This window comes from Hymenobacter lapidarius, from assembly GCF_001816145.1.
GTDB classification, from domain to species: Bacteria; Bacteroidota; Bacteroidia; order Cytophagales; family Hymenobacteraceae; genus Hymenobacter; species Hymenobacter lapidarius.
This window is the reverse complement of record NZ_MDZB01000068.1, coordinates 34,298-56,172: the sequence shown is the minus strand read 5'-3', so window position 1 is coordinate 56,172 and position 21,875 is coordinate 34,298. Positions and strand designations below refer to the sequence as shown.

Below are 21,875 nucleotides of genomic sequence, written 5' to 3'. Positions count from 1 at the left end.
CTTTTTTATTTATGCCAGCTCGCTCAACCTCTTCTCATGCCACCTCACCGCCGGGCCCCACTCTGCTGGCTGACCCCGACGATGTGGCCGCACGGGTGGCACTAGCGTTGCGGCTGCTCGCCAAAGGGGTTTTGGAGCAGTTTCGGCGCAGCAGCCGAGAGGCCGCAGTGGTGGGGGTAGTGCGTCCCGAAGTCGGTGAGGATGTGCCGCTGGCGCTGCGCCAGGCCCAGGCGCATCTGGCAAGGCTGGCACTTGAAGCTGGCGAGGCCGACACGTTCAGTAGCGTGCATTTGCTGCTAACCAACTGCCAACGCCCACTTGCGGCGTGGGCGCCCACGGCGGTACGCACCTATGCGCCTGAAATAGAGCTTGTGCTTATCGACCCTGACTATCGGGTGCCTACTACCGAGTGCGAGATGTTAGCCGCTGCCTCTTTCGGCGGCATGGCCGACCTGGTAGAAAACCAATTGTATGCTGACTTGCGCGACGGGTTGGCCGAGTTGCCGGACGGGCTAGCGCAGGACCGCGCTTACACATTGGTGCGGCAGTTCATCGCTGAGCATCCGATGGCCACACGGGCCGAGCATAAGGAGTTGCGGCGAAGCCAGTGGCTGGGCGATGCGCTAGCTCGGCTGCTGGAGGTTGCTTACGAGCCGGCCCATGCCGCGGAGGCGGAGTCCGGCAGCCCGCGCTTGGTACCCCGCTGCGCCCACTGCAACGCCCGGTTAAGTCTGGCCGGCGAGTGCACGCTGGTTTCGTGCCGCTACCTGCACCCATTGCCCCGTGCCGGTACCCCAGTGCCTTTGGATTTGGCACTCATTGCCCGGCCTGCTCTGCTGAAATTTTGGGTTGACCCCGCCCAAGAAGAGCTGTATCTCTACCGTGCACTGCAACCGCTCTTCGCAGCCGGGCAGGTGCTGCTTTATCCTCACCAGGACCGCTGCGACGTTGCCGTAGGCGAGGAGTGGGGCATTGACGTGAAAGACCATCGCGACCCACTGCGGTTGGCGGCCTTGCTCAACGTCAGCATCGGCGGGCTGACTTATTATCCGGCCGGCCAACGCGTGCTGGCAATTGCCACCCGCCGAGCCGATACCCCCGGGTACCTACGCCGGTTGCGCCAGGCCCTGCGTCCCGATGTGCGGGCGCTGCTTCGAGTGCTCAGCATCAAGCAAACCATTACACTACTAAAGCGCTACGCCCGTGCCTGAACTGCTTTTCACTGCTGCCGCTATTGAAGGCGTCTCGCCGCAGCCTAGTTTGTGGCCTGGTCACCAGCGCATTCAGTGGGGCTGTGCCTTGGCTATGCTGTTAGGTGAAGCTACTCTGGCGCACCTGCCGCTATTGCTCAGCGGAGCACACGCGCCCCTGACTAGTGCTGCTGTGGTTGCCCATGCTGGGGCTGTGCGCCGGGCACGGGAGCTTGTAGGTGGCCTCGCGACCCGCCGGGCTGTGCAACGGGCAGCCTTTGCCCTCGCTCAGCACGCAGAAGACCTGGGCTACGATCCCTGCTTTCGGATTGATGCCGACACGCTGGCTTTTGAATTGGTAGAAGGACAGCAGGCCCGTGTGGTGCAAGCCTGGGCTACACTGCAAGCCCCGGCTACTCGTCCACTGCACGGCCTGACTAACGCTACCGGTCCCGACCTAGTAGCTCGCCCCGGCTCGGGGACCGAGGCGCCACCAATCCGTTTGCGACTGCCACGCCTGCCCCTTGCCGCCCCGCCGCAATACGACCTGATGCGCCAGCCCGCTCAAAACTTGCGCGTAACAATAGCTGGACTGGAGGCTACCGCTCGCATCCTCGATGAGTTGGACGCGGCCCCCGCAGCTACCTGGCCTCGCGAGCGCTGGCTGAGTAGGCTTCAGAATGTTATCCGCCTGCAAGCTTGCGAACCTGGCGGCCTCGTAGATACTGATACATTGGACCTGAGTGGCTTGCACCATCTCATCGGGTTGCCGGGGGCTGGTAAAACTACGCTCATTACCCTGTTGTGCGCTCACTTGGCTCGCGAGGATAAGCGGGTAGCCGTCTTCTTTACGAGTATCGAAACGGCCCGTGAGTACCTCGAGAAACTGCTGCGTTATGAAGTATCGGCAGCGTTGTTGATGGGGCGCTCTTCCGAAACCCACCAGCGCCATGCCAACCGCTTGGCTGAATTAATCGGGGCAGATAACCGGGACCGGGGTTTTGCCCGCACCCGGCCCGGAGCCGAATTGCTAGCTCAGACCTGCCCGCTGCCCGCCTTTGCTATCGATGAGGATACTGCTTGGCCTGCCTGGCCCAGCACTGCTGCCCCCTGCGAGCGGTTATTTGAAGCGGGTGATATGCAAACGCCCCACCTTTGTCCGCTTTGGAGCAATTGCGGACGGGTGCGTAATCAGCGCGAGTTGGTTACAGCACAGGTATGGTTGGGGCACGTGCGCAGCGCCGATACTCAGGTGCCCGCTCATGCCTGCGCCGAGAAGCTGACTTATTTCGAGCTAATCGGACAAACCTTTGACTTGGTGGTATTCGATGAGGTCGACGAGGCTCAGAAGTCGCTGGACGAGGTAGGCTCTCACCGCCTGCATCTGAGCGGCACTGATAACAGCGAGCACGTTCGCAGTCAAGCTGTAACTGGGCAGGTGCTGACCGGTCGCCGGTCGCTGCGTGACAGCCGCCAACTCATGCCCTACCAATCAATTAGTAATCTGTTTGAGCGGCATTTGCTGCGCTTTTATGACGAGGTGGGACGGCTATTGCCGCCGGTCGGTACTGAGCGTGGCCGACACGACGACCAAGCTGCTGCGCTGTTTGAACTATTAGAAAACCGGCCGCTGACGACAAACTACCTGGTGCGTTTGGCCTTGAGGCGGACACCCGAGCGAGTGAACAGCGCCGGGCGAAGTGCTCGTTATGCCTTTTGGGACAGTGCGCTCTATGCGGCGTTTTACAACGAGTCAGCTACCGGCTGGCTACGGGCTGCCGAGCTGGCCACCGACCTGCCCTTTGAATCAGTAGCTGACACCCAAAGCGCGTGGCTGGAGCTGCGGCAGGCGTTTGCCGATTATCTGCACGCTTTCCCGACGAATATTTACCTCACCGACGAGCTGACCCAGCTAACGGCTTGTTTTGCCCGGCTGGTAGCCCCGGCCCCGGCCGCCGAGCTAGATTCACTAGCGCGGGTGCTGGTGGCCGTAGGCTTTACGGTAGCTACTTACCAGCAGCTTAGTGGCATTACGCGTCCTCTAGTATTCGCGGGGCTACTGCCCCCGGAGGCCAGTCGCCACGAAGCCAGCGCCGCCCTGCAGCTGGCCGTGCCGCAGAGCCTGCTGGGCATATTCAGCAGCGTGCGTTTCGGCCGCTTGCCTGACGACAACGGCATTGTGCTGGACTACCTCATCCTCAACAGCGCTCCGCGTTTGCTGCTACACCGGTTGCAGGAGGGTCTGGCCAACCAAACAACGGCGCGGGCTAACGTGCTGCTGGCGTCGGCTACGTCATGGTTACCTGCCAGTCCGGCCTATCATGTGGCCGTGCCGCCAAGCTACGTGCTGCTGCCCCGGCAGCAGCAACAGGTGCAGCTACGGCTGCGCTGCCTGCCGCTGCAGGCACCAGGGCAGGTAAGCGCGGGGCAGGATACCCCGCCGGCCCTGACATTCAGCGGGGCCGGGCGCAACCAGTTGCCCAACCTGCGGGCGATGGTGCGCCAACTGGCCATCCGGCCCGCACCCGACCGATTTTCACTGCTGGAAAAAGCCACTGAGGCCCGGCGAACCCCAGCCCCTGGCCGCCGCTTGCGCAAATGCGCTTTAGTGGTGAATTCCTACGAGCAGGTGCTGGAAGTACTGCGCGAGCTGCGCCGGGCTAATTCACCATTGAGCAAGCAAACGCGAGGCGTGGTGCGCCACTGGCCCGAGGAGGCCGAGCTGCGCCAGCTGTGCGTATTGCGCGGCCAGGTAGAAGCGCTGGGCCACGAGGAAGATGTACTGGTAGTTGTATTTCCGCTACCCGCGCTGGGGAGGGGCATCAACATCGTCTTTCACCCAACCGACCCACAGGATGCCGATAGTGGCACCGCTGCCTTGGGCAGCGTGTACTTCCTGACCCGGCCGCACCCGGTGCTCAACGACCTTACTTTGATGCTCTCGCGAGTAGCCGAACAAACCCAGCAGTTTGATGCGCTGCGCTTTGAAGGGCAGCCGCTGGCTGACGTGGCCACCGCCTATGCGCAGCACCGCCGCGACCTGTTTCAAGATACCATGCAACTGCTTTCTCAGCCCATGCAGGCGAGTCGGTTGCCAGCCGCTTACCGCAAGGCCTTCGCTGCCAACCTTCTCATTCCGGTGCTTCAGACCATTGGGCGGGCCATCCGAGGCAGCCGGCCCGCCGACATCTACTTCGTGGATGCGGCCTGGGCTCCCAACAGTGCCAAGGGCCAGCCCGATACGGCCGGCAGCAGCGTGCTGGTAACCATGCGCGAGTTGCTGCGCGAATACATGCAAACTCCTGACCCACTAGCTCGCCAGATTCTGCACGCGCTATACGCCCCCTTTGCCGAGGCCTTCGAGCACCTGGATGGCCTGCTCTGCGGCCCGCCCGAAACTGACGCAGGCGATTCGGACAACTCGACTTATTTCTTCCTGGAAGACCAGGGCGATTTGGACTGATTATTCACCTTCATCCTCTTTTTCACCATGCCAACCCAATTTGCTACTCCCCCCGCTCGCGGAGGCAAGCCCACCGTGCGCTCGCCCTATCTGCTGGCGCTTACTTTTCCTGGGGCGTCGGCGCTCGATGCCCAGGCCCCCGTGTACCACGCCACCCGCGTGGAATGGACCCGCGAAGGCCGGGCGCAGTTGCTGCTGCTGCGCGATGGCATAGCCCGCCACGGCGAAGCTCGCCTGCCGCTGCGCGACCTGCGCCTGCGGTTGCAAGTGAACGACGCGCAGGTGCGACGCCTCGACCGGCGGCTTGGCTCAGGTGGCTCGGTACAGTATCAGCCCACGCTGCCACTGCTTTTTACTACCACAACTGCCGCAGCCGCCGCGGCCGCCGCCAATGCGGCTGTGCAGGTATGGGTGCGCGACACGGTGCGCCCCATGGGCGGGGCCAGTGACACCGTCTGCCAGGAGCTGCAGCGCCTGGCCGAGCTGGGCCAGGCCCTCACGGCCGTAGCGCACCCTGCCCGCGTTTTTGCCTGGGAGCACCACCCGCAAACCTTCGCGGCGTGGCCGCGCGAAAACTCGACTCAGTTTGCCGACTTAGCCGACTATGTGGCCGGATTGCTGGCCGGACGCGAGCTGTTTCCAGGGGCTGGCCCGCTACGGCAGGAATCTAGCGCGTCGCTCACTGCCAATACGGCGCGGCTGTTTACGGGTCCCATTCGCTTGGCGGCCGGGGCCAAGCGGGTGGAATGCTTCAGCCTGGGGCTGACAATAAGTGTGGAAACTTACCCCGGCCGACCGCTGCCGGTAGTGCAGATTAGGCCCGAAAAGCGGGTGTGGGCGACAAAGCCACGGGCGCACTTTAAGCGGGCCCTGAGTGGCTACGTGCTGCCGGTGGGGGAGAACCGGGCCCTGCGGTTTAGCGTGGAGAAGGACCTTGGGTTAGGGACGGACTACGCGGCCATCGCGCGACGCTACGGCCTGCCCCAGCACGGCCTGACGGCCGCTGAGCTGGCCCGCGACGGAGACTCGGGCACGGGCAGCTATGAGGAGGCCGAAGTGGTCATCACCCACCGCCACGGTCAAGGCGAGAGCTTTCCGGCGCAGGCTGGTCTGCCCGACCAAGACCGGGCCGACTGCTTCGCTAACGTGGTGCAGCAACTGGCAGCGGTTGGGTTTTCGCCTTGGACGGCCGTGACTGAAGTTCCTACCCCCAGCCGGGGCCAGGCCGATGCCGATGGCGCGTGGCGATTCTTCGACCCCAACCACACCAAGTCAAAAGGCTACGCAAAGAAACCGCTCGCTGACCAGCAGTTAGAGGACTTTCTGAATCGCAACAAGGCCGAAGCCTGGCAGCATCGGATGCGGGCGTCGACGGCCACTTATTACGGCGGCGTTTATCGACTCGTGTTGGGCTACCAAAGCGGGCAGCATCGTGCCGCCAACTACGTGCGTGAATTTTTGACGGTGGTGCTGGGAGCGGACACCGTAGACATCACGCTGCTGGCCCTGCCTGACGGCGTACACGGCCCTCGGGCTGTACTCGCCGAAAAGGATGCCAAAGCGGAGCAACGCGCTGCCGCTCGTGCCGAACACTGGCAACCGTTTATACAAGCGGTGCGGCAGCTTATGCCGGCTAGTCAACGGGCTGGCCACGCCAGCACACCAGCCACCGCGGGCGATTACCTGGACGGACTGCTTATCGTAGCCGCCGCCGAGTACCCCACGCCAACGGCCCCCGGCAAAGCCCCTAAAATCTTCCCTGATGACCGGGTGAACAAACGAGCAGCCCGCGTTACGCTCAACCGCGAGTTGGGCTTGCCAGTGCAATACTTGCTGCCCCCATTGCCGGCCAAACCGGCCGAAGAGGTAGATTGGATGGAGTTTCAGCAGCGGCTGGTGAATGCTTGGCGCGACGTGGCATGGAAGTTCATCGGCTACGTGCCCGAGCTGCGCACCAAGCTGCCCCAAACCCTGGTGGCAGCCGGCCCCAACCCATCCCCTGTGCTGTTGGGATTCGGGGTCGTGCGGGCTAATCGTACCGGCCTGCGGCAGAACGCTACCAGCTTCATCCCCTACGCTATTGAGTTGAATCCGTCGACAGGCGTTACTAGGGCCGCACTGCTGCTTACTAGTAACGGCCGGCCCCAGCCCGCCCAGTTGGAAGCACTGCCGCAAGCCATTCACCGCCTGACGGCCAACGGGGCCAGCTACCTCCAGGAAAAGGACAACTTCGACTCGGCGGCTCAGCAGCGCAAGCAGTACACGCAGCTTTTTATGCACGATATTATAGACCAAGCAGCCCGCGAGCACCCGGCATTGGTGGCGTTTTTCGACCAGCGTACCCTGGTGGGGGCCTGGGACTGGCTGAGCGACAAGCGCCTTGACCCTAGCGACGTGCTATTCCGGGAGAAGCTGGGTGGCCCAGCGATGCAGACCCAGCTCAACTGGCCCAACGTGGCGCTGGTACGCCTGCGGGGCGAACTGGCCCCCAAGGCGTTGCGCGAAGCCCCACAAACCCGACTGCTCGATGAAACGGGAGAAGCCCGCTTCGCTGCACGGCACTGCGAGGCTCAACTGCTGCATCTCACAGACACTGCCCACCCGCAACTGCATACCTACCTGTCATTTGGCAGTGACATGGATACAAGCCGCAAACGGGGAGCTAGTTGCTACCGCGAATTACGGGCCGAAAGTGGGACGGCCATCCGGCTGCACCGTAAGCGTTGGGGTACCCCCAACGGGCTAGAAATAACGGTGATTCAGAATGATAACGCTGCCGAAGCGGTGCGCTACGACCCGGCCCAACTGGCTGAGCTGGTAGAAACGCTGCGCTTTGGCCACGCCCACGCGCCGGGCTGGACGGCCCTGCCCGCCCCGCTGCATTTTGCGACCTTGCTCCGCCAGTATGTGCCCGACTACGAGTTGCCCGATGCGTCGGACGATGCCGATGAGACCGAGCAGGGTGACGAGGCCGAGTAGCTAACGAAAAATTAGTCCTTATTATCGGCCTGATAATGAGGACTAATTTTTTTGTTTCTCTGCAGTGTAGTCCTCTTTTTAATTGTAAAAAGTAGCTTCGTGTGCCGTGCAATGACCTGGCCCAGCCAGAGGCAACAACCCGTTCATTTTCTGCCTTAGCTGACCAGCCGTCAATGGGTGCAGCGCACTGATTTCATTATGAATTTCTACCAAGTTCTCAGCTCACCCCTCAAGCGTAAGTTGGCGCAGATGGCCATCGGCCAGGCCCGCACCAGTCTGCTGAAAGCCCTGCCTGCCCGGCACCCCGCCACGGGCCGCCCCTACGCTTGGAGTGCCTCTACGTTCAGCGCGATACTGGAGGGAGTTGTATGGTACGGAGGGCTTGAACAATCTAAAGTCGGCCGTATCATCCTCGATAGTTGGTACCAGCAGCAGAAAAGGTTGTGCAAGCAGGTGGCAGACGCCTTGCGAGTTGCGGGCTACCGGGTAGCCATTACGCCCAGCACCAAGCCCATGGCCAGCGCGCGCGTAGAGTTCTTGCGGGCGGAAGACATAACGGAGCGCGATGACAAACCCTTTTTTTACCCAGGGGGCCAGCCCGTGGCAGGTGAAGCCAGCGACGAGGAAGTGACCCTTATGGCGGCGTTGCTGGGCTGGTCGGCTTACGCCCCGGATGTGAGCCTAACGCAAAACCCTGATGCGGGCGAAGAAAGCGAAGACACTGGCGATACGGTGCAGGAGTCGGCGATGAGCTTGATGGAGGACGGGACCGATGCTGGAATGGAACCGGCCGAACCAGCTGAAACCCCGCCGTCAGCTTCGGGCGGCAAGGCCATTGACGAGTATTCGCATGAGCAACCAAGGGAAGATGTGACGCTCGCGGCTGGTTTGAATGTGTTAGCGCAAGCCGCCACTGTTCTGGCCGACCGGATTGACCAGTATTCCCATCAATTGCGGGCGGGCGAGTTGCCGGCAAGTTTTGAGCCGGCCGCAGCCGAACTGGCCACGTTGCAGCAGCGCTATGAAACATTAGCAACCCGTTTGCTAAGTGCTGCCGCGCCCCTGCTTACCGCTGGGGTAGTGCCGGCGGTGCCGGCAACTGCCTCCTTGACCTACTTGCAACTAGTGCATACTGAATGGCTGGATAATCAGCAAACTGCGCTGCATGCGCAAGTCCGCCAACAGGATGCGCTGGCTACGCTGGCGCAGGTCGGGCGCATTCGGCTTCAAACCGCTGCTGCATTTAAGCCGCTGGTGGATGTACAGGCCAACGCCTCGGCCCTCATGGCGGAAATCGAGGCGACTGCGTCCTCTGAAGAACACCCGGCTATTGCTGAATTACTAGCTGGAAGCCACCCGCTGGCGTTGCTGCTGCGACTGGCGGCCGACCCCGACGCGGCCCGGGCCGAGGAGGAGGAAGGCGAAGTGGCGCTGGCGCTGGGCGATGCCCTGCCTGGGGCATTGGTACTGGCACTGTTTCGGGGGCGTTTGTGCGTCAGCACAGCCGCCGACGCGACTGCCACCGTTCCGGTGCCGGAAACAGCAATACCGCCGGTTGACACCACCACACCCGTCTCGCCTGAGGTGGAGCTGCCGCCTTCCACTGCTGACGTGGTTGATGACGCAGCAGCTGGTTTCGAGGAGCAGCAGTTGCCCATAAGTGAAGCCGCTGCAGCTCCCTTGCCCGAGGTCATTCTACCCGCTACTTACCCACCGCAAGCTGTTTCACCGGCTGCGGTTTCATTACAGGAAGCACCAGCCGGTGAAACAGTGGTGAGGGAAAAGGCTGCCGAGGAAGTTGCTTCGTTGCCCTCTGTTCCGGCTGAAACAAATCTACCCGTTGCTGCTAAACAGGAAGCGGCAGGGGCGGAATGGAAGTGGCTGGCCGAAACCCAGTGGGACCTGCTCGACCAACGCCGGTTTGCCTTGGCCTGGCAGCTGACGGCCGCTGCCGCTCCCCCCATGCCCTTGGCCGGTGGGGCCACACCCTTGCTGGCGGTATGGGAATTGGAGTGCTTGGCCCTCGCGCAGGAAATAGGGCCCGTAACGACGGGCTTGCAGGCCGCCTACACGGCCGCGCTGGGCAGGAGTCTGGAAGACTCCGCTACTGCCGAGGAGTGGCCTTGCCAAGCGGTGCGCGTGGCGGCGGCCCTGCGGCCGGCCCTGCTGGCTCCTTCCAGCCAGGCGGCCCTGCTGCTTCAAAACGGCTTGGTGGGCTTGCCGCAATTCAACCAACTAAGCCAGTTGGTAGGGCAGCGCGACAGCCTGGAGCCGCTCCAGCCCGCTTTATTGCAGCAGTTCCAGTCAGACCAGCAGCGGGAGCAGGAAGGGGCCCGCCTGCACGCGGAGCTGCGGCAGTGGCGCACGGCGTCGCAGCACGCCGAGTTTCGCCACCGCAAGCACCATCCCATGACGGCCTTCTGGCGCCACAACTGGCACGCCAGCCAGCCCATTGGCAAGCTGGTGGGCGCGCTAGAGCAGGCTGGCCCGGACGCAGGCCGCCTGGCCCTGGTTCGCAAAATCCTGACTGATTTGGATGACGAAGCGCAACTGGAAAAAGGGCTGCGCGAAGCCAGCCTGCAACTGGAGCCCAACCGGCAAGCCTGGCCGTGGTTTAAGCTGCACGTGTCGCCGCTGCTGCGCCTAGGCCAGCGCTGGCTGATGCACCAGCAGCAGCGGCCCCAACCGGGCCGGCTGCATTACCAGGGAAGTCAGGACCAACAGTTCTGCCAAAAGCTTGGGCAGCTGCTCCCCCTGGCTCATGCCGAGCTAGCGGAGCACCGTCGCCGCGAAACCAGCAACAGCATGCTGGTAGCCCTTGACTTGCTGACGCAGGCATTAAACCAGCTGGATGAACTGTTGAAGGAAGGCGCTCCCGGCAATACGGCTGAGCCGACTCTTCATCAACTGACGGTGCTGCCTTTGCTGCGCACCTCGGTGCTACCATTGCTGCCAACGGGCGCCCTGGCGGGCAGCTCCGCCGACCAGTTGGCCGCGTTGCGTCAGGCTGCTGCCGAACCAGAGTTGTCGTGGGCTGATGCCTACCAACGGCAACTAAAGGCGGGTAACTTTCTGGCCTGCGCCCTGCTGCGGGGGTGGCCTTCGGCGCAGAAAGAACTGAGTGGCCCGGCCGAGCTGCCGCGCACCGCCTACCAAGCCGAATGGCGCTTGCAGGAGCCGCGCCTGCGCCACGCCATCAAGCTCGCCGAGCAGGCCCTTGAGGTGGGAGTACGCAAAGGCTACGTGGGCGAGCAACTACGCACCGCAGGGGTAATCCTGCTGGCGAAGCAGCACGACCAGTTGGCTAACAAGCTTCGGCTTGAAGAAGCCCCGCTTAGTTTCCCGTATTTGCACCAGCAACTTCATGAACTGCGGCAAGCAATAGAAGTCTCTCGGCAGCAAAGCGTGGAGTTGGTAGAGAAGGAATTGACCAGCCTGCTGGAGAAAGTGCCGGATTTTAGAAAGCAGGCGACCAAAGACCGGATAGACCAGGTTATCCGCGAAAGCTCCGTCAGCGTTGCCTACCATTACGTAGCGCAGCTTACGGCCAACGAAGACATTACCAAATCAGCAGTAGAAGCTTCCGAGCTTCAGATATTTCTCGACCGCCTGCCACCGCTCGAAAGCTCGGCGCTGGCGCAGCTGCCGGAGGACCACATAAACTCCCTGCTGAAAGGAGGCAAAATAGGTGGCCAGGACCTGGGGAAAGCCGACCAGAAGACCCGCGAACTGGCCAGCGATGCCATCACCGATTGGGAGCAGCTGCGGGCCAAGCGTCAGCTCAAGGACGAAGCTAATTACCAGGCCATTGTCCGGTTGTGTATGTTTCTGGGATTCCGGCGGCCGGTGCTCTCGGCGGTGCCTCGCACCATGCAGGCGGGCTACGAAGTGGTGGACATTGAGCAGATGTTTGTGTCTGGAAAAGACGAGTGTCCGATTGCCGCTTTTGCTTCGGAGGCCAAAGGGTCCTATCGGCTGCTGCTGGCCCGCACCCGCGTGAGCGAAGTAGATGAACTCTTCAACCAGGCCGAAGCAGCCAGCGAGACCGGTTTGGCGCGCCGGCCGATGCTGGTGTTATACTTCCACCCGCTGACGCTGGGGCAGCGCTACGACTTGGCCGGGCTAAGCCGCGAGAAGAAGCGCACCTTTCTGGTGCTGGACTCGCTGCTGCTACTTTACTTGGCCTCGGCGGGCTTGCAGCGGGCGCGGCTGCCGCTGTTCTTCCAGCTCACGCTGCCCTTCACGTATGTGAAGCCTTACATCACCGGCGGCGTCACGTTGCCGCCCGAAATGTTTTATGGACGCGAGGCGGAGAAACGGCAGCTGCTGAGTTCGTCGTCCGACTCGTCCTGCCTAGTGTACGGGGGACGGCAATTGGGTAAAACGGCCATTCTCCGCGATATTCAGCGCACGTATCACCAGCCTGAGAAGGGGCAGCTCGTTTTGTTTCTGGATATCCGACAGCTGGGCTTTGATGGTCATCCCATCGACGGCATTGTGCGGGAATTGGCCAAGCTGCTGCAACAGTTCGAGGTGGGCCAGCTAACCAAGGCCATGAGCAGCGGCAAAATGAAAATCAGCCGGCTGCTGGACTACGTGCGCCAGTGGCTGGAGGAGAACGAGCAGCATCGGCTGCTGCTGTTTTTGGATGAGGCTGACCAGTTCCTGAATCAGGACGCGGCCAAGCAGTTCGAGTACACGAACGCCTTCAAGACACTAATGGACAATACCGACCGGCGTTTTAAGGTAGTGTTTTCCGGTACGCACAACGTGCAGCGCACTTACCGGCTGCCTAACCAGCCGCTTTCGCAGCTCGGCACTGCCGTCTGCATCGGCCCACTTATTGCTCGCAACGAGGTGCGCCAGGCCGAAGCACTGGTGCGGCGGCCGCTCGAAAGCCTGGGCTTTGAGTTCGAGAAGGAGGAGTTGGTAACAGAAATTCTAGTGGAAACCAATTATTTCCCGAGCCTTATCCAAGTATTCTGCGACCGCCTGCTCACGCACCTTTACGCTACTTACTCATCGGAAACCGGCCAGCGGCCCCACTATCGCATCAACGAGTACGACATCAGCACGGCCTCGCACAAGGCCCGCGCCGACATCCGGGCCAAGTTTTTGCTGACGCTGGATTTGAACAATCGCTTCAAGCTACTGGCTTACCTGCTGGCTTCGCAGGACGTCATAGAAATGTACGGCGACTCGACCCAGGACGGCCTGACGGCCGCGCAGTTGCACGAGGCGGCCCGTGACTATTGGCCGGCGGCTTTTGGACCGCATAGTTCCGATGCGGAGTTTCAGGTATTGCTGGACGAAATAGTGGAGCTGAGCGTGGCTACCTACCTGCCGGCTTTGAATACCTATTACTTGCGCACCCCCAACCTGCGGCAGCTGTTGGGTACCCCAGCCGATGTGGAGCGCGAGCTGCAGGCTTTTGTGCATATGGCGGTGCCCGACGCCTACCAGGCCGACCTGGACCGCGACATTTACGGCGGACAGGACGATCCGAGGCGCCTGCCCGGCCCTTTTACCGCCGCGCAGTACGCCATCATCCGCACCAACGGGACCACCATTGTGCGGGGTACGGAAGCCGCGGGCCTGCTGCGGGTAGAGGATTTTCTGCGCAGCCAGCCCGACATCAACTGCCAATTGCTGAGGTTTGAGAATGACTTTTCACAGTGCCAACAGGAATTAGAAACAATTAAAGAGAACCGGCCCGCCTACAAGACTACGGTCGTGCTCGTTTGCCGCCGCTATGGCCTAGAGCTGGTCAAGTTCGCGGCCGACCTCACGCGCGGGCTGTCGTCGGAAACGAAACCCATGCACGTCGTTTTCCTGATGGACCCGTCCAAGCTGTTGAAGGTGTTGCGGGGCCAGCGGGAGGCCCTCGAAAGGCTGCGCGATTCTCGTGAAGCTCGCGTGTCGCTGATAGAGTTGCACCCCTGGCAGCCCCGGACCCTGAGTCAATGGCTGAAAGAGCAAGCCGAGGTACCAACCTATACGGCCCAGGTGCAGGCGCTCACCGGCGGCTGGTACGAGCCCTTGTTTTACTTTCTGGAGTGTCTGGCTCGGCAGCCCGACCGCGCGCCGGCCGGGGCCCTGGCTGAGCTGGAGCAGTACGTGCATGAGAGCCTGCCGCCCAGCAAGTGGGGCCTCGCGGCCGGCACGCCGGAAGAAGAAGTAATGCGCCTGTTGGCTGGGCTGAGTGAGCCCTTTACGCAGGCCCAGGTCGAGGAGTGGTTGCCGGAAATGCCGGCCCAAACCATTGCTCTGAGTTTGACTTGGGCCGAAGTGCTCGGCCTGGTGGTAGCCGCGCCGGTTCAGGGGGCCGTGCGGGCACAGGAATATCTAACGCAGGTGCTAAGGTGAGTATCCTCCTTCAGGGGCCGGGCAGTTGGTGGCAGCTGCCTGGCCCGCACCAGTTAGTGGAGGCCGTAGCCGACGACCTAGACCAGGGCAAATGCGTGGTGGTGCGCCTGCCCCAACATCTGCCTAACGGCTTTTACGAGGCTGTTACGCACCATTTGCAATGGCAGAGTGGCCGCGGCCAGCGCTGGCTGCGGCTGCCCGGCTCGCTGGTGGGCGAGGCCAGCGAGGAGCGAATACTGGCGTGGCTCTACGAACGTGTTGGCCTAGAAGCTGATGAGTACATTGCCGATAAAAGCATCGCACACCTGTGCGGCCAGCCTGCTTTTCAAGGTAATCGGTTTGTGCTGGAACAGCTGAGTGTTGAAGCTGCAGCCGGGTGGGGTCGTTTTCTGGCCGAGTATCAGTACGCGCTGAATGACCAGTCATACGTTGGCCGAAGCACATTCTTTTTGATTTTAGAAGGTGCCGTCACTACCCCAGTCCCATCGGCCAATACCAATCTGGCCGTTCACACCTACGGCCCACAAGTAGGCACCGATGACATTCGGTTGCTGCTCCGCTTCGTCCACCTTGGGTTTGGTCAGGCGGAGCCGGCTCTTAAATGCGAACTGCGCCAGTCCATTGTGGCTGCGCTGGCCTCGGCCGACCCGGTACTGGCCCACCAACTGGTTAGCAGGCCCTTCGCGGAGTTGTTGCAGCCGGCGGGTTTCCTGGCTGATTATGCCAGCCGCCGGAGCTGGCAGGTTGGCCCAGTGGCCTTGCCGCTGCCCGCGCCGCCGCTGGCGCTATGCCAGCAGTTGTGGACGACTGGTGGGTGGGTACACAACGCAGACCGGCCCTGCGTACACTCAGCGCTGCTGGCCTTGCATGGCCGTAGCGATTTGTTAGCTAGCCGCATCTGGGAGGGGCAACTTACGGTGTTACTGCCGTTTATTGAGCGCAAACGGCAAGTTCTTTTAGACCGATATAAAGATGATCTGTTGCGACTACTACCTCATACCAAACTGCTTGGACCACACAAGACAGTGGAAGTACAAGAAATAGCGGAGTTGGAATTGGGAGATTTATATTTCCTGCGGACTAAGCCCGAGTTGCGACGTCATGGGTATCATTTATCGCAAGAGCTATACTTGCTGTGGAAATGTCGTGTGGAACTTGCCCACCAGCGGGTAGTCGATGAGGTGACTATTGACGAGTTATTGGCGTTAAATTAGGTTAAATGCCCAATGGCAGGCAGCCAGCTACAGACGTATTGTGGATGCATTGCGTAAGGAGTACTAAAAAATAAATCATTGATAGTTAATGCATTAATAATAAAAAAAGCTTGCTCCCCTGTACGAATGAAGGCGTAAGGAGGAAGAGTGGAGAACTCAATAGTAAGAAAATCCGCTACGGTATAGGTAGGCCAAAAAGTCCTAGCCCAGCCTTTTCGAAGCCATCTTAGACCTTAGGGTCCCCTCCAGGGTCCCCCGGAAAACGAAAATGCCCTTCCTGATAGCAGGAAGGGCATTATTTGTAGTCCGTAGGGGAATCGAACCCCTGTTGGTAGAATGAAAATCTACTGTCCTAACCCCTAGACGAACGGACCGTTTTTTGTTTTGGTGATGCAAAGGTACGGCGGCTGGCTTTCCCTGCAAGTACTGGGGTGAAAAAAAGTGTATGTTGAAGCAAAGTGCGTTGTTTTTCAGGCGGAAAGATTTTTGTGGCCCCATACAAGGCCAGCTGTTCGCCTGTTTGAAGTGCCGTGTGGTTGCAGTTTCCGTAGCGGAAAGGGATAATATGGAGGCGTTCCGGGCCTGCAGGCGCCGATTGGTAGCGAAGCCGGGTTAGGCTGCTATCTTCGCACCGCGTTTTAACTGGGTGCCACATTGGCCACTCGTCACTACTTTTTCCTGTTTTAACAATGGCAAAAATTAAAGTCGCCATCAACGGTTTCGGCCGCATTGGCCGCCTCACTTTCAAGTCGCTGCTCAGCCGCGACAACGTGGAGATTGTCGCTATCAACGACTTGACCGACAATAAGACGTTGGCCCACTTGCTGAAATACGATTCCGTGCACGCCGTTTCGACGGCACCGTGAGCTACGACGAGGAAAGTCTCACCGTGAACGGTGTGAAAATCGCGGCCCTTGCCGAGCGCGACCCCAAGCTGCTCCCCTGGGGCAAAATGGGCGTAGACGTGGTGCTCGAGTCGACCGGCCGCTTCGTGGACGAAGCCGGTGCCGGCCAGCACATCACGGCTGGTGCCAAGAAGGTGGTGATTTCGGCCCCCGCTACGGGCAACATCCCCACCGTGGTGCTGGGTGTGAACGAAGACATCCTCACCGGTGCCGAAACCATCCTCAGCAACGCCAGCTGCACCACCAACTGCCTGGCCCCGATGGCCAAGGTGCTGGACGATGCCTTTGGCATTGAGAAAGGCTACATCACTACGGTACACGCCTACACCTCGGACCAGAACCTGCAGGATGCGCCCCACAAGGACCTGCGCCGCGCCCGCGCCGCCGCCTACAGCATCATCCCCACCAGCACCGGCGCCGCCAAGGCGGTGGGCCTGGTGCTGCCCCAGCTGAAGGGCAAGCTCGACGGCCTGGCCATGCGCGTGCCCATTCCAAATGGCTCGATGACCGACCTGACCGTGGTCCTGAAAAAGGAAGTGACCAAAGAGCAAATCAACGCGGCGCTGAAGGCTGCGGCCGAAGGCCCCCTGAAGGGCATCATCGAGTACACCACCGACCCGATTGTGAGCATCGACATCGTGGGCAACCCCCACAGCTGCATTTTCGACTCGGAGCTGACCTCAGCCAATGGCACGCTGGCCAAGGTTATCGGCTGGTACGACAACGAAACCGGCTACTCGACCCGCACGGCTGATTTGATTCAGAAGCTCGGCGAGCAAATGAACGGTTAACTGTTGCGTTCGTAAACTACGCCGCCTGCTTTGCCTTCTGGGGCCGAGTGGGCGGCTTTTTTGTTGCCCTCCCGCGCTGCATTAGCATCGGGGGCAATTTTTTCCTCATTCGCCTGGCGCCCACCGGGCGTTGCCCATGCCCAAAACCTGCTTCATCCTCAACCCCACGGCCGGCCCGAGCCAGCGGCACGACATGCCCGCGCTCATTGCCCAGCACTTCGGCACGCGGGAGCCCAACTACGAAATCCGGCTAACGGAACACGCGGGCCACGCCGTAGCGCTAGCCAAAATGGCCGCGGCCGAAGGGTTCCAAGTGGTGGCGGCCATTGGCGGCGATGGCACCGTGAACGAAGTGGGCCGGGGCTTGCTGGGCACCGCCGCGGCGCTGGGCATTGTGCCCCAGGGCTCGGGTAATGGCCTGGCACGCCACCTCAAGGTGCCGCTGAAGCTGCCCGCGGCCCTGCAGCGCCTCGCCACTCCCGACTTCAGCCGCATGGACGTGGGGGTGATAAACGGGCACCCGTTCTTTTGCACGGCCGGGTTGGGGTTTGATGCGCACGTGAGCCAGCACTTTGCCCAGGCCGGCTCGCGCGGCCTGAGCACCTACCTCCGCGTGACGCTGCGCGAGTACCGCAACTACCGCGCTGTGCCCATTCGTGCAGACCTGGACGGCCATGTGGAGGAAACCGACTGTTACGTGCTGGCTTTTGCCAACGCCTCGCAGTACGGCAACAACGCCTACATCGCGCCCCTGGCCGACCTGCGCGACGGCCTGCTCGACGTGTGCCTGATTGACGCCCTGCCCGTGGGCCGGGCCCTGAAGGTGAGCCTGGGCATGGTCCTCGGCAACCTGCCCCAATCCAAGGCGGCCGAATATTTTCGGGTGCCGCGGGCCCGGGTTACGGCGCAGGACCCCATCGGCTTTCACGTCGACGGCGACTACCTTGGGCACACCACCGAGTTTGAAATTGACCTCATGCCCCTGGCCCTGCACGTGGCCGTGTAGGGCGTTCATCCATTAAAACCACTCTAGTTTTCTGCTTTATGAAAGCCGACAAAAACCAACGGCAAGGCGTGGTGTATTCCACCAATCCCGAATTTGCCTACCAGTCTGATGAGCCGGCGGCAGCAGCCACCCTGCCCCCCCAGCAACAGCAGCTGCGCGTGCAGCTGGACAAAAAACAGCGCGGCGGCAAGCAAGTCACCCTCATCACCGGCTTCGTGGGGCCCGATGCCGACTTGCAGGCGCTGGGCAAGCTGCTCAAAACCAAGTGCGGCGTGGGCGGCAGCGCCAAAGAAGGGGAGGTGGTAGTGCAAGGTGACTTCCGCGACAAGGTGCTGGAAGTGCTGCTCAAAGAAGGCTACAAAGCCAAAAAAGCCGGCGGCTAATCACCACGGCTGGCTGCAGGCGCAACCATTTATTCTCCTTGTTTCACCTTTCGGGCATCTCAATGCTTCAATTTTCAGCTTTGCCGGAAACGGCTCCCCACGCTTCGGCCCTGCACAGCCAGGCCGAAAGCGGCGTTATCAGCGCGGTGCTGTGGCTGAAGCTGGGAATTGAAACGGTGGGGGCGCTCATCATTGCGCTGGGCATTCTCAGCGCGGGCTGGCTGTTGCTCAAGGCGTTGGCCAGGCGGCAAACGGCGGATTTTACCGCCATTCGGCTGACGCTGGCGCGGTATCTGGCGTTGGCGTTGGAGTTTCAATTGGGAGCCGATATCCTCTCCACGGCCATTGCGCCCAGCTGGGAGCAAATAGGGAAGCTCGGCGCCATTGCCGTTATCCGGACGGCGCTAAACTACTTCCTGTCGCGGGAAATGCGGGAGGAGCGGCCGAGAGTGAGCCACGAAGACAAAATAGTAGCGCGGGCTGAAAACTAGCCCCGAAGCCGCGCCCGGGCCTTTTCCACGTCTTCCGGGGTATCTATTCCGAACGCATCCAGCTCCGTCTCGGCGCACCGGATGCGGAAGCCGGCCTCCAGCCATCGCAGCTGCTCAAGGCTTTCGGCGGCTTCGAGGGGCGACACCGGTAGCTGGGTGAGCTGCTGGAGCACCGCCGGCTGGTAGGCATATAGGCCCAGGTGGCGCAGGTAGCGGTGGTGGGCGAGCCAGTCGGCCGGCGGGTACTGGCGCTGAAAGGGCAGGGGGTGGCGGCTGAAATATAGCGCCTCGCCCTGCTGGTTGAGTACCACTTTGGGCAGGTGCGGGCTGAACAATTCCTCTTCGGAAACCACAGCCTTCACCAAGGTGGCAATGGCCGGCGCGGTGGCCACATCGGCAAATAAATCGACAAGTGCGTTGATTTGCGCGGGGTGAATGAAGGGCTCATCGCCCTGAATGTTGACGATGCAATGCACCTCGGCAGGACTGCCCAGCTGCTGGAACGCTTCCCACAGCCGGTCGGTGCCGCTGGGGTGGTTGGGGCGAGTGAGTACTGCTTCGCCCCCGAAATCCTGCACGTGGCGTAAAATACGTTCGTCGTCGGTGGCCACTATCACCCGCGCCAGGTTGGCCAGCCGGGCCTGGGCCACCACCCGCTGAATCATGCTTCGTCCGCCCAGGTCAACCAGGGGTTTGCCCGGCAGGCGGGTAGAAGCGAAGCGGGCGGGAATGAGGCCGATGACCATAGCAAAGGTGTGGTAAGTAATAGCATCGGAAGTCCAATGCCGGCCCAAATAACGCAATAAGGGCGTGTTGGGGCCGTGGCCTTCCTGCGTTGCGAATGCAACGTAACTCCCGGCGGGGGCAGAATTTTGCCTATTTAATTAGATGTTTTTATTTGGCTGGAAGCGGCTTCACTACGGCCCCCGGCTGCTCGTAATTCTGCAAAAATCCCCGCCACAGTTCAAGGCCAAGTCCCGGCTTCCCTTGATTTTAAACGCATCGACGTCAATAGCCCAGCGGTTTTTGTGTTATTTTGTCTTTGCTGGCCATCAGGCAGCGTCTCCGGGCGGGGATGGTATGGATTTCGCAAGGTTGATTTTATGACTATAATTCTTTCGCTTCTAACCCTATTGGCAGTTGGCGGACCGGGTCCGGAAAACGGTAGCCGGCGCAGCTGGGCTCCCACCGACTCTATTGGGGTAGAAATACGGGGCGGCCAGCGCTTCGTGAAGCACCGCGTGGGGCCGGGCGAAACGCTGTCGGCGATTTCGCGCCGCTACCGCGTCACGCTGAGCCAGCTGCTGGCGGCCAACCCGCAGGTGAAAACCGGGCTGGCCGTGGGCCAGGTAGTGCTGGTGCCCCGGCCCGCAGCGGCCAAAGCGGCGACTGCTCCCCCAGCGGCGGCTAAAGCGTCGGCAGTAGCAGCAGCTCCCGCAGATGCAGTGCCCGCCCGCTACACCGTAGCCAAGGGCGAAACCCTTTTCGGCATTGCCCGCCGCTTTCAGCTGACGCCCGAGGAGCTGATTCTCCTCAACAAACTGCCCAGCAACGGTTCCGTGCGGGTAGGGCAGCAGTTGATACTGACGGCCGCCACTGGCGCTGCCGCGGCGGCCACCGCTGAGGAAGCCGCCCCCGCCCCCAAAGCAGCCGCGCCTGTGCCCGCTCCCGACAAGCCCGCTCAGATTGCAACCGTGACGCCCGCCGTGCCCGCCGAAGAAAAGGAAGAGGCTGCCCGGGAGGAACGTACTCCCACTCGAGCCAGCGAGGTACTGGCGCGGGTAGTGGAGAACGGCCTGGGCGCGCCCATCGACAAAAGCGTTACCGACAAGTACTTGGCCCTGCACAAAACGGCGGCCGTGGGCACCATCATGCAGGTGCGCAACAGCATGAACGGCCTGTCGGTGTACGTGCGGGTAATTGGCAAACTGCCCGACACCGGCGAGAACAACAACATTCTGGTGCGCCTCTCGCCCCGCGCCATGCAGAAGCTGGGCACGGCCGATTCCCGCTTCCGGGTCGAGACGAACTACATTCCGCAGTAGGCTGACCAGCGGAATTACCAAGGCAAAAAGAACGTCATGCTGAGCGCAGCCGAAGCATCTCTACTGCAATACTAAAATTGATTAGTTGCGCGGTAGAGATGCTTCGGCTGCGCTCAGCATGACGTTCTGTTTCCAGCCAAAACTTTTAAAAAACCTGTTTTGCCCGCCTTGAAAATCGCCCAAGTCCGCCGCCAGCTAGACGCCCAGTACGAGCGTTACAACCGTCCGGAATTCATTAAAAACGACCCTATCCAGATTCCGCACCGCTTCGCGCAGCGGCAGGATATTGAAATCAGCGCCTTGTTTGCGGCGCTGTTGGCCTGGGGGCAGCGGCCCACCATCATCAACAAATGCAACGAGCTGCTGCGCCGCATGGACGACGCGCCGCATCAGTTCATTACCCAGCACCAGGACGAGGATTTGAAGCGGCTGCTGGGCTTCTGCCACCGCACGTTCTGCGATACCGACCTGCTGTATTTCGTGCATTTCCTGCGCCATTGGTACGGGCAGCACGAGTCGTTGGAAACCGCGTTTCTGGAAGGCTCCACGCAGCGCGAGCGGCTGATGAATTTCCACAATACCTTCTTCAGCCTGCCCGATGCGCCCGGCCGCACCCGCAAGCACGTGGCCACGCCGGCCCGCAAATCGGCCTGCAAACGGGTGAATATGTACCTGCGCTGGCTGGTGCGCCGCGACGCCCACGGCGTAGATTTCGGCCTCTGGACCCGCCTTTCGATGGCTGATTTGATAATGCCCATCGACCTGCACGTGGAGCGTCAGGCCCGCCCGCTGGGCCTGCTCACCCGCAAACCGGTGGACTGGCAGGCCGCCGAGGAACTCACCGCCAACCTGCGCCTGCTGGATGCGAACGACCCCGTGAAATACGACTTCGCGCTGTTTGGGGCGGGCGTGGATAAACACTAATACAGACTGGAATGACGGCTTCGCGGAGAGATTTTGAACTGTCCATAATTTCCAGCCAGAGATTGGGGCTTCTGTTGTTGCTTATTCTGAGTGGAATTGTCTTAGTACTGATTACTTC

The 21,875-nt window shown here is 61.2% G+C and carries 11 protein-coding genes, 1 tRNA gene and 1 pseudogene; 11 read left to right on the top strand and 2 right to left on the bottom strand.

Annotated elements, in window-relative coordinates:
• Nucleotides 1-11 precede the first annotated feature (11 nt).
• From BEN47_RS03905 to BEN47_RS03870, 5 genes are all read left to right on the top strand, one after another.
• The gene (locus tag BEN47_RS03905; protein WP_125921480.1) at nucleotides 12-1,211 is read left to right on the top strand and encodes a restriction endonuclease-related protein; all 1,200 of its coding nucleotides are present in this window, start codon (nucleotides 12-14) and stop codon (nucleotides 1,209-1,211) included.
• Entirely contained in the window at nucleotides 1,204-4,653 is a 3,450-nt protein-coding gene (locus tag BEN47_RS20780) for a pPIWI_RE_Z domain-containing protein (RefSeq protein WP_158010833.1), read from the top strand. The genes BEN47_RS03905 and BEN47_RS20780 overlap by 8 nt, the downstream gene beginning before the upstream one ends.
• Nucleotides 4,654-4,680: 27 nt before the next feature.
• Entirely contained in the window at nucleotides 4,681-7,632 is a 2,952-nt protein-coding gene (locus BEN47_RS03880; RefSeq protein WP_070725299.1) for an RNaseH domain-containing protein, read from the top strand.
• Nucleotides 7,633-7,830: 198 nt separating this feature from the next.
• Nucleotides 7,831-13,998 carry an AAA family ATPase gene (locus tag BEN47_RS03875; protein ID WP_125921478.1) on the top strand — a complete coding sequence of 2,056 codons (6,168 nt, stop codon included), beginning with the start codon at nucleotides 7,831-7,833 and terminating at the stop codon, nucleotides 13,996-13,998.
• Entirely contained in the window at nucleotides 13,995-15,212 is a 1,218-nt protein-coding gene (locus BEN47_RS03870; protein WP_070725296.1) for a hypothetical protein, read from the top strand. The genes BEN47_RS03875 and BEN47_RS03870 overlap by 4 nt, the downstream gene beginning before the upstream one ends.
• A 302-nt stretch (nucleotides 15,213-15,514) precedes the next feature.
• On the opposite strand, the gene BEN47_RS03865 is transcribed toward BEN47_RS03870, so the two are convergent.
• A tRNA-Glu gene (locus BEN47_RS03865) sits at nucleotides 15,515-15,586 on the bottom strand.
• Between the two features lie 315 nt (nucleotides 15,587-15,901).
• Here BEN47_RS03865 and gap point away from each other — a divergent pair.
• The 4 genes and pseudogenes from gap to BEN47_RS03845 all read left to right on the top strand — a co-directional run bounded on the left by gap (nucleotide 15,902) and on the right by BEN47_RS03845 (nucleotide 18,788).
• A pseudogene (gene gap, locus BEN47_RS03860) lies at nucleotides 15,902-16,908 on the top strand (type I glyceraldehyde-3-phosphate dehydrogenase).
• A 136-nt stretch (nucleotides 16,909-17,044) separates the two neighbouring features.
• Nucleotides 17,045-17,914 (top strand): diacylglycerol/lipid kinase family protein, encoded by an 870-nt coding sequence (locus tag BEN47_RS03855; protein WP_070725294.1) that lies wholly within the window; start codon nucleotides 17,045-17,047, stop codon nucleotides 17,912-17,914.
• A gap of 38 nt (nucleotides 17,915-17,952) precedes the next feature.
• Entirely contained in the window at nucleotides 17,953-18,297 is a 345-nt protein-coding gene (locus BEN47_RS03850; RefSeq protein ID WP_070725292.1) for a translation initiation factor, read from the top strand.
• 62 nt (nucleotides 18,298-18,359) lie between these two features.
• Complete coding sequence (locus BEN47_RS03845; protein ID WP_070725290.1) at nucleotides 18,360-18,788, top strand: DUF1622 domain-containing protein; 429 nt, start codon at nucleotides 18,360-18,362, stop codon at nucleotides 18,786-18,788.
• On the opposite strand, the gene kdsB is transcribed toward BEN47_RS03845, so the two are convergent.
• Nucleotides 18,785-19,534 (bottom strand): 3-deoxy-manno-octulosonate cytidylyltransferase, encoded by a 750-nt coding sequence (gene kdsB, locus BEN47_RS03840; RefSeq protein WP_070725287.1) that lies wholly within the window; start codon nucleotides 19,532-19,534, stop codon nucleotides 18,785-18,787. The genes BEN47_RS03845 and kdsB overlap by 4 nt on opposite strands.
• A gap of 357 nt (nucleotides 19,535-19,891) precedes the next feature.
• On the opposite strand from kdsB, the gene BEN47_RS03830 reads away from it, so the two are divergent.
• On the top strand, nucleotides 19,892-20,833 hold the full coding sequence (locus tag BEN47_RS03830; RefSeq protein WP_083322089.1) for a LysM peptidoglycan-binding domain-containing protein: 942 nt from the start codon (nucleotides 19,892-19,894) through the stop codon (nucleotides 20,831-20,833).
• A 168-nt stretch (nucleotides 20,834-21,001) separates the two neighbouring features.
• Nucleotides 21,002-21,757, top strand: coding sequence for a TIGR02757 family protein (locus BEN47_RS03825; RefSeq protein ID WP_070725353.1), 756 nt, complete (start codon nucleotides 21,002-21,004; stop codon nucleotides 21,755-21,757).
• The last annotated feature ends 118 nt before the right edge of the window (nucleotides 21,758-21,875 follow it).